The 12684-nt window shown below is 67.1% G+C and carries 12 protein-coding genes and 3 pseudogenes; 10 read left to right on the plus strand and 5 right to left on the minus strand.

Annotated features, from left to right (window positions below):
• Positions 1-179: 179 nt before the first annotated feature.
• Together ITP53_RS29410 and ITP53_RS29415 are read left to right on the plus strand one after the other, a co-directional pair.
• On the plus strand, positions 180-713 hold the full coding sequence (locus ITP53_RS29410; RefSeq protein ID WP_328816142.1) for a DUF1062 domain-containing protein: 534 nt from the start codon (positions 180-182) through the stop codon (positions 711-713).
• 320 nt (positions 714-1033) lie between these two features.
• Entirely contained in the window at positions 1034-1405 is a 372-nt protein-coding gene (locus ITP53_RS29415; protein ID WP_195898721.1) for a VOC family protein, read from the plus strand.
• A gap of 3 nt (positions 1406-1408) precedes the next feature.
• Here ITP53_RS29415 and ITP53_RS61275 read toward each other — a convergent pair.
• Positions 1409-1537, minus strand: a pseudogene (locus ITP53_RS61275) (DUF2332 family protein); the annotation flags it as partial.
• Positions 1538-1585: 48 nt separating this feature from the next.
• Between ITP53_RS61275 and ITP53_RS57985 the strand changes: the two are divergent.
• Positions 1586-1840 (plus strand): hypothetical protein, encoded by a 255-nt coding sequence (locus ITP53_RS57985; RefSeq protein ID WP_236051297.1) that lies wholly within the window; start codon positions 1586-1588, stop codon positions 1838-1840.
• Positions 1841-2295: 455 nt separating this feature from the next.
• On the opposite strand, the gene ITP53_RS29430 is transcribed toward ITP53_RS57985, so the two are convergent.
• A complete protein-coding gene (locus ITP53_RS29430) occupies positions 2296-3318 on the minus strand; it encodes an aldo/keto reductase (RefSeq protein ID WP_195898714.1) in 1023 nt (340 codons plus the stop codon).
• Between the two features lie 225 nt (positions 3319-3543).
• Between ITP53_RS29430 and ITP53_RS29435 the strand changes: the two genes are divergently transcribed.
• The 3 genes from ITP53_RS29435 (at position 3544) to ITP53_RS29445 (ending at position 6114) form a co-directional block, all read left to right on the plus strand.
• On the plus strand, positions 3544-4386 hold the full coding sequence (locus ITP53_RS29435) for a helix-turn-helix transcriptional regulator (RefSeq protein WP_195898715.1): 843 nt from the start codon (positions 3544-3546) through the stop codon (positions 4384-4386).
• A 165-nt stretch (positions 4387-4551) separates the two neighbouring features.
• Entirely contained in the window at positions 4552-5031 is a 480-nt protein-coding gene (locus ITP53_RS29440) for an SDR family NAD(P)-dependent oxidoreductase (RefSeq protein WP_328816149.1), read from the plus strand.
• 372 nt (positions 5032-5403) lie between these two features.
• On the plus strand, positions 5404-6114 hold the full coding sequence (locus ITP53_RS29445; RefSeq protein WP_195898716.1) for a phosphotransferase family protein: 711 nt from the start codon (positions 5404-5406) through the stop codon (positions 6112-6114).
• A gap of 97 nt (positions 6115-6211) precedes the next feature.
• Here the strand turns inward: ITP53_RS29445 and ITP53_RS29450 are convergent, their stop codons facing one another.
• The gene (locus ITP53_RS29450) at positions 6212-7006 is read right to left on the minus strand and encodes a phosphotransferase (protein ID WP_207756570.1); all 795 of its coding nucleotides are present in this window, start codon (positions 7004-7006) and stop codon (positions 6212-6214) included.
• A gap of 10 nt (positions 7007-7016) precedes the next feature.
• On the opposite strand from ITP53_RS29450, the gene ITP53_RS29455 reads away from it, so the two are divergent.
• Positions 7017-7445, plus strand: coding sequence for a hypothetical protein (locus tag ITP53_RS29455; RefSeq protein ID WP_195898717.1), 429 nt, complete (start codon positions 7017-7019; stop codon positions 7443-7445).
• A gap of 586 nt (positions 7446-8031) precedes the next feature.
• Here ITP53_RS29455 and ITP53_RS29460 read toward each other — a convergent pair.
• Positions 8032-8922 (minus strand): annotated as a pseudogene (locus ITP53_RS29460) (SDR family oxidoreductase); the annotation flags it as partial.
• A gap of 487 nt (positions 8923-9409) precedes the next feature.
• Here ITP53_RS29460 and ITP53_RS61280 point away from each other — a divergent pair.
• Both ITP53_RS61280 and ITP53_RS29465 read left to right on the plus strand, forming a co-directional pair.
• Positions 9410-9685, plus strand: a complete 276-nt coding sequence (locus ITP53_RS61280) for a transposase (protein ID WP_207756571.1) — start codon at positions 9410-9412, stop codon at positions 9683-9685.
• Between the two features lie 14 nt (positions 9686-9699).
• Positions 9700-10209: an IS5 family transposase gene (locus tag ITP53_RS29465; RefSeq protein WP_207756572.1), complete on the plus strand. Its 510-nt coding sequence runs from the start codon at positions 9700-9702 to the stop codon at positions 10207-10209.
• Between the two features lie 926 nt (positions 10210-11135).
• Here the strand turns inward: ITP53_RS29465 and ITP53_RS29470 are convergent.
• Positions 11136-11771: a GNAT family N-acetyltransferase gene (locus ITP53_RS29470; protein WP_195898718.1), complete on the minus strand. Its 636-nt coding sequence runs from the start codon at positions 11769-11771 to the stop codon at positions 11136-11138.
• Between the two features lie 409 nt (positions 11772-12180).
• Between ITP53_RS29470 and ITP53_RS29475 the strand changes: the two are divergent.
• A pseudogene (locus ITP53_RS29475) lies at positions 12181-12555 on the plus strand (IS5 family transposase); the annotation flags it as partial.
• Positions 12556-12684: the final 129 nt, after the last annotated feature.

Below are 12684 nucleotides of genomic sequence, written 5' to 3' on the forward strand. Positions count from 1 at the left end.
GGGGACTGTCGCGTGACGCCGCCTGCTCTAGCTGCCTGACATCTTCTTCTGCGCTTTCTCACCGACCTCGTGGTCGGTCTCGCCGGGCTGCTCTGAATCTCTGAGTCGCCCTGGCTGCTCAGCGTTTTGTGTCAGGTCTTAGAGAGATCATGTCTTCACAATCCCATAGAGATCATTTCGTGCTGCCCTGGACCGTGCGGAGGACTCGGCTGCCGCTGCTCGCCATGCGTTGCCTGGACTGCCGTGCGGAGGCGGCCACCGTCGGCGAAGGCAGGTTCCGGATCAACGCCAACGGCAAGCTGCTTGATGTGTGGCTGCTCGTCCGTTGTGTCTGCTGCGATCGGACCTCGAAGATCACGGTCCATGAGCGGGTGCCGGTCCGATCGCTGGATCCGGCCAGGCTCTGCGCCTTCGAGAACAACGATCAGGCGCTCGTCGCTCACGCGCTCTTAGACCCTGCGGTCGCACGGCGCAATCGGTTCACCCTCGATTGGCGTGGCGCGTGGCAGCTGGAGTCATCGGCCGTCGAGGCGGCTTGGTCGTACCGGGTGGACGTCGGTTTCCTCGATCCCGTGCCCGTCCGCCCGGAGCGGCTGATCGCCCAGGGGCTCGGGATCAGCAGGGGCGAGGTCGAGCGCCGGATCAAGTGCGACCTCCCCCTCAACCGCACAACGAGCGCGGGTTTCTCGTTCGTCGTCATGCCCGCTGTATAGGGTCGGGAGGCGTGGTGGGACCGAGGTGACCACTGGCGGGTGTGGTGCCTCTGCTTGCCGTCACGGCGACCGCCTCGGTCCCGCTCGACCAGCTCGTCAGCGACCCCGGCCACCCAGGAGAAGGTGGTGAAGTTCAACGAGCTCGTCGCCACCGGAAGGCCGCGTCCTGTTCGCTCCCACGGCCGACTGATCAAGGTCCGGGCGGCAGGGCAGCCCGGGAGCGGCGGGCCGGCCCGCCGCTCCCGGGTTCCCACTGCGTCGCGGCCCTGGGCCGGTTAAGGATTTGCTGCGTGCGGTTGATGCCCCGTAAGGTGCCGATCATGGCTTGTCGCATTTCTGAACTGGTGATCGCTTGCCGGGATCCGCAACGGCTGGCGGCGTTCTGGTGCGAGGTGCTGGGCTTCATCGTGCTCGACACCGAAGACGGCGCGGTGGAGATCGGACCACGGGAAGGGTTCGGCGGATTGCAGCCGACTTTGATCTTCAGCCCCACGACCGAGCCCAACGCGGGCAGGCCGCGGCTGCACATCGACGTCAACGCCACCGACCGCGATCAGGACGCCGAACTCGAACGCCTCCTGAAGCTCGGCGCGCGCCCGGCCGACATCGGCCAGACCGGCGAAGAGCCCTGGCACGTCCTGACCGACCCCGAAGGCAACGAATTCTGCCTCCTGCGAGCCCGCCTGAGCTGAGCATCATCCGCACAGGGCCAGCGCGGCGAGGATAACCGTGGGGTGCCGCTTGCACGCCGGCGCCGCCTCAATGGCGCGCAGCGCCTCGTCGGACTCACTCAGGGCGACGGCGACGCGCTCGTACAGCGGCGATGTTTTGCGGCGTCGACCTCACCGAAGTGTCGGTACACCTGAGCGAGTGTGCGGGCCCTGCTCATCCTCTCGTGGGCAGCGATCGCGCAGCTGCCGTGGTCACTGTGGCTCCTCATCGTCGGAATCACGGTTCTCGACTTCGCGATCCAGGGCGTGCATGTGAGCAACCAGCACCAGCTCACCGCCGCGCATCCGGATCACACCAGCAGCGTCATCGGCAGCTACATGGTCTTCTACTCACTCGGCTCCGCCCTCGGCGCAGCCGCAGGTAGTCCGCCGTCCACCGAGACGCTCATCGAGTAGATCAGCATGACTTCAACCCCATCGCACCGGAGCGACGGACGATGATCGCGAAGAAGTTCACCATTGAGCTCGGCATCGGGCTCTCCTTCTGCAGGCAGCTCTGCCACAGCTAGTGACCGATCGCGAGACGAAAACTCATCGTCGTAGGCAGTCCAAGCGATCGTACGGCCATTGCCGACGCCGCACTGAGATCCCGCAAGCAGAACCCTCACCGGCGGCGCGGCCTCGTGATGGACCGCACCGCCGGCGAGCGGAAGTCAAACTCCCGCAAGACCCGCCCGGAGATCGCTACCGGGACGGGACCCAAATACGGACAACTCCGCGCCCCGGTGACCGAGGCGCCCCCACATCCTCGGAACCGAGACGCCCGCGCTGACCGCCGTCGATCGCGCAGCCGATGGTGATGTCGCTCATGACGGAACCCTTCTGGTGCGCTGGTGCAGTGGGATCTGTGGTCAGGCCGCGGCGCGTGCGGTCAGGGGACGGCGGCGCAGGCTCGGGTTCTCCAGGGCCGGGGGTTGGTAGGCCTGGTCGAGGGTCCCGATCTCGGTGCCGGGCGGGACGATCTCGTCGATGCGGTCGAGGATGTCGTCGGTGAGGGTCACGTCCAAGCCGGTGAGCAGGCCGTCGAGGTGGTCCATGGTGCGGACGCCGATCAGTGCGCTGGTCACGCCGGGATGAGCGATCGCGAACGCCATGGCGAGGTGGGTCAGCGGCAACCCCGCCTTCTCGGCGAGCGAGATGAACTGCTCCACGGCGTCGAGACGGCGCTCGTCGTTGAGGTGCTTGAAGAAGCCGGCGCGGCGGAGTTCGTTCTGCCGGCCCTTGCGGACGCGCCCCGTGAGCAGTCCCTGCCCGAGCGGGCCCCACACCAGCGTGCCCACCCCAAAGCGCTGAGCGACCGGCAGCACCTCGCGTTCGATGCTGCGGTTGAGCATCGAGTACGGCGGCTGCTCCGTGTGGAACCGTTCCAGACCGCGCCGCTCGGCGACCCACTGGGCTTCGACGATGTCGGAGGCGGGCATCGTGGACGACCCGATCGCACGGACCTTGCCGCTGTGGATCAGGTCCGAGAGCGCCGAAAGCGTCTCATCGATGCCGGTGCCGGGGTCAGGCCGATGAATCTGGTAAAGGTCGATGTGATCGGTCTGCAGGCGGCGCAGCGAGTTCTCGACCGCGGTCATGATCCAGCGCCGCGAGGCACCCTGCTGATTGGGGTCGTCGCCCATCGGGCGGCTCACCTTGGTCGCGAGGACGACGTTGTCCCGTCGCCCCTTGAGCGCCTTACCGACGACCTCTTCGGAGTCCCCGTAGGCGTCGGAGGTGTCGATGAGGTTGATCCCCGCGTCCAGCGCTTTGTGGATGATGCGGGCCGAGTCGTCGGGGTCGGGGTTGCCGACGGACGTGGCGAACATCAATGCGCCGAGCGCATAGGGGCTGACCTTGATACCAGTCCGGCCGAGCGTGCGATACTGCATGCGCACTATACCCTTCTTCGCAAAAAATCCGGTATTCGTAACACCGGCAAAATCGTGGATGGCGGATACAGGTGCCGTGTGTGGCACGCGACACCTACGGGGCGCCGCCGGTCCGCCGAGCCGGATTCCAGCGTGCGACAGTGCAGGCCTCGATGGGAGAGACGGCCTTATCCGGGGACGGGCGGTCCCTGGCTGCGTCCGGCGTGCTGGGGCATGGTGGAAGGCGTGGACAGAACCGAACTGGCCGACTTCCTGCGCCGCTGCCGCACCCGACTCGCCCCTGCCGACGTGGGGCTGTCGCAGGGCGCACGACGCCGCACCCCCGGGCTGCGCCGCGAGGAGGTGGCGCAGCTGGCAGGCATGTCCACCGACCACTACACGCGACTGGAACAGGCCAGGGGCTCACGCCCGTCCCGCCAGATGCTCGCCGCCGTCGCCCGCGCGCTGCGACTGACCGGCGACGAACGGGACCACCTCTTCCATCTGGCCGGCGAGGAGCCCCCACGCAACCGGCCGACCACGGAGCACGTCCGCCCCGGCCTGCTCCTCGTCCTCGACCGGCTGACCGACACCCCAGCCCAGGTGGTGAGCGACGGCGGCGACATCCTCGCGCAGAACGCGATGGCCAAGGCACTCCACGGTGACGCGTCCACCCGCCCCGAGGCGGACCACAACGTCACCTGGCGCTACTTCACCGACCCCTCCGCGCGGGAACTCTTCCCGGCCGAGGACCACGAACACGCCGCCCGCGTAGCGGTGGCGGATCTGCGCGCCACACTCGCCCGCCGCCCGGACGACGCACGGCTGGCAAGGCTCGTACGCCGGCTCCGCGCCCGCAGCGAGGAGTTCTCAGCGCTGTGGGACGCCCACCACGTCGCCGTACGCCGCGCCGACGTCAAGCGCTTCCTGCACCCGGTCGTCGGCCTGCTGGAGCTGGACTGTGAAGTACTGCTGAACCCGGAGCACGACCAGCGGCTGATCGTCTACACCGCTCGCCCGGGCAGCAAGTCCTACGAGCGGCTGGAACTACTGCGCGTGGTCGGCCTCCAGAACCTGACCCACGGCTGACCCGCTCCGCTCAAGCGACTCCCCATTGCTGAGACGCCCCGTTCACCGACGCCGAGCTGGCGTCAGGTCAAGTGGGGCCGGTGGGCGCGAGCAGCATCGGCTGGAGCTGTCGCACGCACAGCACCAACCTGGGCGGAGACTTTCGCGTTCGCGGTGGACTGCCAGGTGTCACCTCACCCCACCGGCCACCGGCTGGCGACCGAGGGCGCACACGTGTTCATCACCGGCCGGCGCAAGACCGAACTCGACGCGGCCGTCGAAGTGATCGGTTCAGCGGCTACCGCGGTGATCGGCGACATCTCGGAACTGGCCGACCTGGACCGGCTCTACGAGACGATCCGCAGCCGGGGACGGGGCCTGGACGTCCTGTTCGCCAATGCCTCCGTCGCCGCATTCGTGCCGCTTGAGCAGGTCACCGATGAGCACTTCGACACCCTCTTCGGTATCAACGTCCGAGGCACGCTGTTCACCGTTCAAAAGGCGCTGCCGCTGCTCAACGACGGCGCCTCTGTAATCTTGAACGGCTCTACCAATGTGGACGTCGGCGATGAGGCGTTCGGCGTGTACGCGGCGACCAAGGCACCCTCACCGACCGGCTCGCCCTTCTCCTGGATGACGGCTCCGGCCGCATCCGCCCGGAGCTGACGCCCCTGTTCGATCTGCCGGTGGCGATGGATCAGCCGAGCAGCGGCCTGGCCTGGCTGCATGCGCCGCAACCAGCCGGGAAACGCCGCTCAACTGCTACAGCAGCTCGGTCGCGGGCAGATTCCCCTCACCCACGACGCATTTCACGAACTGAGCCTTGACGGACCGCCGCTCACCTGCCAGAACTCCTAATGGCAAGCGGAGTGCTGTCAGCAGTCGACAAGCACGGCGCGATCCCGGCCACCCGCCTCCGACTGGTTCAGGCCCGGCTGGTTCGAGCGAGCCGAGTCCTACATCGACAGGGAGATCAAGACTGCCGATCGCATGCGGCTCGGTCCGAGCCGTCAGATCAAGCACTGGAGCATGTCCGCCGTGCTCCGCACGCCGACTGACCGAGGTGACCTGTACCTGAAAGCGGTCCTGCCGAGGCTGGCTCGCGAACCTGACATCACGCGGTACCTGGCGTCCTTGCGCATCGCGCCATTCTCCACCATCACCGCGATATCACCCGGTGACCGCTGGTGGCTCGCCGAGGACTTCGGCGGCGTGGATGGCTGGACGGTCTCCGCAGAGCAGCGTCGCGCATGCCTGACACAGCTGGTCATGGTGCAGAAGGAGACCATCCACCGCAGGGATGAGCTGATCGCCGCGGGGTGCGTCCCGCTCACGCCGGCCTCGCTGGCCGACGACGTGGGGTCAACCCTGGCCCGCGATTTCCACCCGGGCAATGTGATCGTGCGCGACGACGAGATCCTGTTGCACGACTGGAGCTTCGCCACCGTCACGAACCCGTTGTTCGATCTGGCCTCATGGCTGCTCGACACGTCTGAGCCGGACGCAGCGAGCTACCTCGACGCCTACTTCGCCGCCTGGGCCGACACCGTCGCTCCGGAACGGATGCGCAGCGCGTGGCACGTGGCCAAGCCGCTCGCCGCGATGGTGGAGATGATGAAGCTGATCGAGCTAGCCGACATCGTCGGACCGGATCACGACTTCAACTGGCTGCCGATGACCTACGGCTGGGGCCGCCGGCTGCTGAACGCGGCCACCCACCCCGACCTGACCATCAACGGTTGGCGATAGTAAGGCTAATCGGCCGCATTTGAGGACCACTTGAGGCCCGGCACGGACGGTGATGTGCGCACTCGACCGCCAATAACCCCACTCCTCGAACCCGTTCTCAGACCGCTCGAACTTCGGCGAGCCGCTTGACTGCGAACTCGTCGTCCCAGCAGACGGCGGCCTCCCATGCGGCCGACGCTTGCGCGGCGATGTCGTACGCGCCGTCGTCTAGCCCGGCGGCGTTGTCGGGCAGCACGAGGTCGAGGTCGGGGACGTCGACGTGCGACTCGTCCCAGTCGATCAGGGCGACTTGATTCGCGGTCATGCGGACGTTGCCAGGGTTGTTGGCGTCGCCGTGGACGACGCATGTCTGACGTCCGGTGAGCCGCGCCCACGCTGCCCGGCATCGAGCAACGCTCTCAGGGGGCATCGCGCCGAGGTCGATCCTCGTCCCGGTCTCGGCGTGCAGGAGGTCGGTCGACGATCGCCAACCTGGGCGCTGCGGCCAGCCCTGCGTCAACCGATGCAGCTCGCGGAGCGTGCCGGCCACGCGACGCCAGTCGGCCTGCGTCTCGGGCGGTCCGCCATCCAGGTAGGTCATCACCACCAGACCGTCGACGAACAGCCGGCCGTCCGTAGTCGGGATCGGCACCGGCACGGTCAGACCTTCACGGTCGAGGTGTTGGAGGAGCTCGGTCTCCCACGCGAGATCAGCGTCGCTCCTGGCACCGAGACGACCGACCGCGAGGTGCCCGTTGACGCGCACGCTCCACACGTCGTTGGCGACTCCGCCAGCGAGCGATTCGATGCGAGCGACGTCTTCGCCCCACTGCCCGAGTGTCTCCCACCCCACTGGCCACATCTTACGGGGGTTCCGAACATCACTGTTCTCAGCAAAGTCGGCGAACACCATCGTCGTCCTCGTGAACGACGCGGTCTCAGCCGAGCGGGAATCCAGACGCCACGGCGAGAAGTCGAACCTGGTGCTCTTCCTGTCGGCCCGGGACGGCCTCACCCACGACCAGGCCCTGGCCGAGGTTGCCCGGCGGCGCAGGCGGGCCGTCGAACGCTGCCAGGACGCCGAAGCCCAGCTGCGCGAACTCTGGCCGGTCTGCCGGCGCCGTGAATGCACCATGCCTTCAAGGCCGGCCAACGTGCCTTACGTGCCTGACAAGATCATCGGGCTCCGATCTGCGGGAAGAGGTCAACAACCCCAGATAACGATCGCGCCTGACGGTGAGGCCAGTCTCTGCGAGAAAGATCGCATCACTGATCGTAGGTGCGCAGCGGCTACCGTCCGACGCGATATCCGTGAGGCTATCTCCATGCACGCCGTTCGCGCCGCGCTCTGAACGGCCTGACTCCGTATGGACGAAGGCGAAGCAGGAGGCCCATAACGCTCGCCGGCGTGCACGCACGGTCATCATCGGGCTTGTTCCGTCGCACAACTCGCGACAGTTGAATAGACGACTCCACCAGTACACGACCCGAACACCGCCGAGCCGATGACGTTGTCCGCCGATGCCAAGAGCAGCCGCGGGGAGTCGCTCGAAGGTGGAATTTTGGGCGTGCTGCTGTGTTGCTGTACGGGCGAAGCCCGTTCTTCAGTGCCATAAATGGATTTTGAACTCGACCGAGCGCCTTTACAATGTAGATTCGTAAGCTGCCGCCAACAACGGCCGGCCGGTGTCGCGGGTCCGGCTCGGTGACCTGGACCGGGCGAGGAAACTGCTCGACGACGCCGAGCAGGACGGGAAGCCGGGGTCACATCCCCTGACAATCAGGTCCCCTGGCCAGCAGCTCAGCGTCTCACTCCCCCTGTCTCCAGCAGCCAGCCGGGCGCAGTGACCGCCGCACTCTGGCTGATGTCGATCGCCATCCGCCAGTTCTCGAGACCGAAGGTTCGGGCGATGGGGGTGGTGAACCGGTGTGAGGGGGTCAGGAGGCCGGCGTGAGGTAATCGCCGTGCTCCAGGTCGTCGAGCAGTGTCGGGTGGGTGGGCGACCAGCCGAGCAGTTCCTGGGTGTAAGAGCCGGAGACGGGCGCGTCGATGCCGTAGACAGTGGCCATGAACGGGCTTGGGAAGTGCGCGGCGGCCTCGTCCGGGGTCAGCGAGACCGTGGGCAGATCGAGGACCCGAGCGATCGTCTCCGCGATGCTCTTCAGGGTGACGCCGCTTTCGGCTACTCCGTGCAGCACACTGCCCGCGGGAGCCTTCTCCAGTGCCAGGCGGAACAGGATCGCCGCGTCGAGCCGATGTACCGCGGGCCACCGGTTGCCGCCGTCGCCGACGTAGGCCGACATGCCGGTCCTTCGTGCGGTGGCGACGAGCATGCCGATGAAGCCGTGGTCCCCGTGGCCGTGGACGGTAGGAGCGAGCCGGACCACGCTCGCGCGTACTCCCTGGGCGGCGGATCCCAGGCAAGCTCGCTCGCCAGGGATCCGGAAGCCGCCGATCCCGGCCAGGTCGGGCTCGTCCTTCTCGGTGCTCTCCCGGCCGATGGGCATGACCAGCGTGCCCGAGGTGCTGACGAACGGCTTGCCCGTGTGTTCCAACGCTTGGCCGAGCGTCTCGATCGCGGCCCGGTCGCGTCTCATCATGTCGTCGGTGTCGGCGAAGTCGCCACCGAAGGCCATGTGCAGGACGCCGTCGGCGGCTTCGGCGCCGCTGCGCAGGCTGTCGAGATCTTCCAGGGAGCCGCGGTGTGGTGTGGCGCCCAGCGACTCCAGCCGAGCGGCGGCGGCATCCGAGCGCGCCAGGCCGGTGACGGTGTGGCCGGCCGCGACGAGCTCCGCGACGACGGCGGGGCCTGTCAGGCCGGAACCACCGGTGACAAAGACGCGAGCTGGCCAAGGCCGCGTCGCTCACCGACGCCGTAGCGCGGGCGCTGCGGCAGCGCGATATCCCCGACCGGCTGGCCGGCCTGGCTGCTCAGACCGGCTGGGCCGCCTTTCACCAAGCGGCTCAAGCCTGGATCGACGACCCCTCACAGAGCTTGTACGCGCATCTCCTCCAAGCCTTCGACGATCTGCGCGCCCTCTCCACAGGCACGGCCTGAACGCTGATACCGCGCCGCCCGCGGCCACCGATCATCGCGAGCGAACCGCGACACGAAAGCTCGTCAAGGGCGCCGACGCGTCGTTCTGGGCGTCCCAGCTGTGGCAGGACGTCGTGGTCGGCCCAAGCTCGCGCGGCTCCTCCCCCGGCGACGCCACGCCGCCGCTGACGAGCGCCTATCGGCGCGACCTCTAAGTGCGTGTTTGAGAAGATCGTTTTTAGGGGCCACAGGATGGCGTTGACGATCTCCCGGCGCGGATGCTTCTCCGGACGCCCACCAGTGTTCGGCTCGGGTGGCGGACGCGGACGGGTGCACCCTGGCGGGACGTACCTGTTCGCTATGGCGAGTGGGAGACCGTTTACGGGTTGTTCCGGCGCTGGCAGCGGGACGGCACATGGGCGCGGATCGTGCAGGAGTTGCAGGCCCTGGCGGACGCGAAAGGTTTGATCACCTGGGACGTGAGCGTGGATTCGTCGATCGCTCGGGCGCATCAGCACGCCGCTGGTGCGCGTAAAAGGGGGATCTGCAGGTAGAACCGCCTGGCGGGGTGAGTGTGGAGCCCGCCGACCACGGGCTCGGCCGCTCCCGGGGCGGGCTGACCACCAAGATGCACCTGGCGTGCGAGCAGGGACAGAAGGTGCTGTCGTTGATCGTCACCGCCGGTCAGCGCGGCGACTCCCCGCAGTTTCAGCCGGTGCTGGAGAAGATCAGCGTGCCCAGGCTCGGCCTTGGCCGTCCCCGAAAGCGGCCGGACAAGGTCCGGGCGGACAAGGCGTACGGCTCCCGCGCCAACCGCGCCTACCTGCGGCGACGCGGCATCAGCTGCACGATCCCGGAGAAGGCCGATCAGGTCCGCCACCGCAAGAACCGCGGCAGCCGGGGCGGCCGTCCTCCAAGGTTCTGCAAGATCGACTACCGCGAGCGGCACGCCGTCGAGTGCGCCATCAACCGGCTCAAACGCCACCGCGCCGTCGCGACCAGATACGACAAGCTGGCCGTCCGCTACGAAGCCACCGTCCAGATCGCCATCATCAACGACTGGCTGACCTGCTTATAAAACAGTCCCTAGCACTGCCCGTCGCCTGCGATCGCTCGTCCGCAAGGGATCCTCGAACGAGACACGACCGTTCAGCGAACCGAACGCCTGAGCGCGGCTCTTGCCGCCTTCCTTACTGGCAACCCGAAGGGCAAGATCCCTCTGGGGTCACTCGACCAAATCGTCGAGTACGGACTGCCACTGAGCGTCTGTGAGTCCGCTCAAGAATCGCTTCGGGGTATAGTTCGCGCTGATATACGAAGGACATGCAGTGTCCGCGCCCTTGACAACGACGGAGCGCACCTCACGATGAGTGCGTAGCTCGTGCACCCGGATCCGATAAGTCGCCCGTACCATCGGAATCGACCGGGCGAGCCCGACGTACCCCCCGCAGTCACTGGATCCCTGCTCGGCGCCCTCGAGGGTGCCACAGGCCACCAGCTGTACGGCGGTAGGTTCCCCCAAATAGCCATCCACCGCAGCGGATCGGTCCGACAAATCCGGCGCCTCTGGCAAGAGCTGGCCGACCTCACTAGGCATGAACACCGCGACACGATGTGGAGGGGGACCGGCGTACGGCGTGGCGCCGTCATATGTGGCACCGCCACATGCCTTGTCCAGTTCGTACACGTTGTCGGGCAAGCCACCGCCACAGGCGGTGATCAGCAGCACCGGTATTGACAGGACCGATACGAATCCCAGTCGCAACGTAGAGACTCGGTGAAACCGCACCGTCACACCCCTTCGCCAGACGCGGTGCAACAGCCTGCACCAGTTCCATGGGGAGCGGTCCCGTCAAGTCCTCCCGCATCGACCGCTGTACCGATGTTCCCGAGGCCGAGGACCCGCGGTGGCGGCGGTGTGTCAAGACGGTGCGCCCGATTCGGCGATCCGGCGCAGGTCGCAGCGCCAGGAAGACCGGCCCGAATGTTCAGTTGATCGCCGCGTCAGAAAGCGCCCCTGTCGCCGGCAGAGGCGACGCCTTGTCGCGCGTTGTGGCTTCCTTCGTCCGGCTGGCGCATTGCCCACTCGAGCGGCAGCGCAGCGAACCACATCACGTCGCAGCGCTTGCCCTGCCAAACGCTGTGTGCGCGCATCGTTCCCTCATGCACGAACCCGGCTCGGCGAGCCACAGCGACTGAAGCCTCGTTGCCTGCGACGATCGTCAGGAAGACGCGAGCTGCTCCCATGTCGAACAGCCAGCGGGTGAGCAGGATCACCGCTCGAGTCGCATAGCCGCGCCCTCTCGCATCTGGTGCGATCCAGTAACCGAACCGTGCTACGTCCTCGTTGGACCAGTCGTCGACGCCACAGCAGCCGACCAGTTCGCCGGATCTGGTGTCGAGGATTGCGAACGCAACACCAGAGGGTGTCCCAGTCGCAGCAAACGCACGCCAGTTCAACCCGAACTGGTCGATCACGCCCTCAGCGTCCGTGGTCGACAGCGGCGGAGTCGGGTGCCCCAGCCGGTCATGGCTACCGTTATAGCGCCGGATCGCTGGGTCGGCACTTGCTTCGGCCATGAACCGGACGTCATCTCTCGACCAAGGCCGCAGGGTGACCAGGCCGTCGGAGAGCGTCACGACTGGACTTTCGCCAGACATGTTGACCATCCTGCCACCGCGCCGGACCCGGTGGCCCCGGTGTTCGCTGGGGTGCCCGATGTCCCGGTCCCATGACCGGTTGACCACGGGCTGCCGGCCTCTTGAAGCTCGCCTCGGCTACCTGGATCGGGTCTTGCCGGTCTGCCCCGGAAGCGCCGCTCCAAGCACCCCGCGTCTTGCGCAGCGGTGCTCCGTAAGAGGAACTCGCTCTGGGCACCAATCACAAGGCTCGGCCGAGCAGCGACGCCGTGACCAGCGCAGTCCCACATACCCCGTACCCAAAGATTCTCAGTGAGCGGGAGCTATCCGGACGCCGACGGTTTCGCTCCCATCCTCGTCCCCAAGGCGACGGCGATCGCGATGTACGTCGGATTACCAGGGTGGTTGGATGCCCCCTGATCGTTACCCCTCGGATCTGACCGATGAGCAGTGGGAGCTGATCGAGCCCTTGCTGCCCGAGCCGAACACTGGTGGACGTCCGGAGAAGCATCCGCGCCGGGAGATCGTCAACGCCATCCTGTACGTGGTGCGCTCGGGCTGCCCGTGGCGCTACCTGCCCACCGACCTGCCGCCCTGGCAGACCGTGTACTGGTATTTCCAGCAGTGGGAACACGCCGGCGTCACGGAGAGGCTACTGACCGAGCTGCGGGCCAAGGCCCGTCGGCAGGCCGGGCGCGATGACGAGCCGTCGGCAGGCATCATCGACTCCCAAAGTGTCAAGGGCGCCGACACCGTCGGCCGTGACAGCCGCGGGTACGACGCCGCCAATTATCTGGGGCTGGATGTTATGCCGGGCAAGGTGGATCAGTGCTGGCTGCGGGTGGTGCGACCGGTGAATTGACCTCATAACGCCGGAGGTTCACCGTCTCCTTCATCGAGGGATTGTCGATGG

The sequence above is a fragment of the Nonomuraea cypriaca genome, assembly GCF_015645445.1.
Classification (GTDB): domain Bacteria; phylum Actinomycetota; class Actinomycetes; order Streptosporangiales; family Streptosporangiaceae; genus Nonomuraea; species Nonomuraea cypriaca.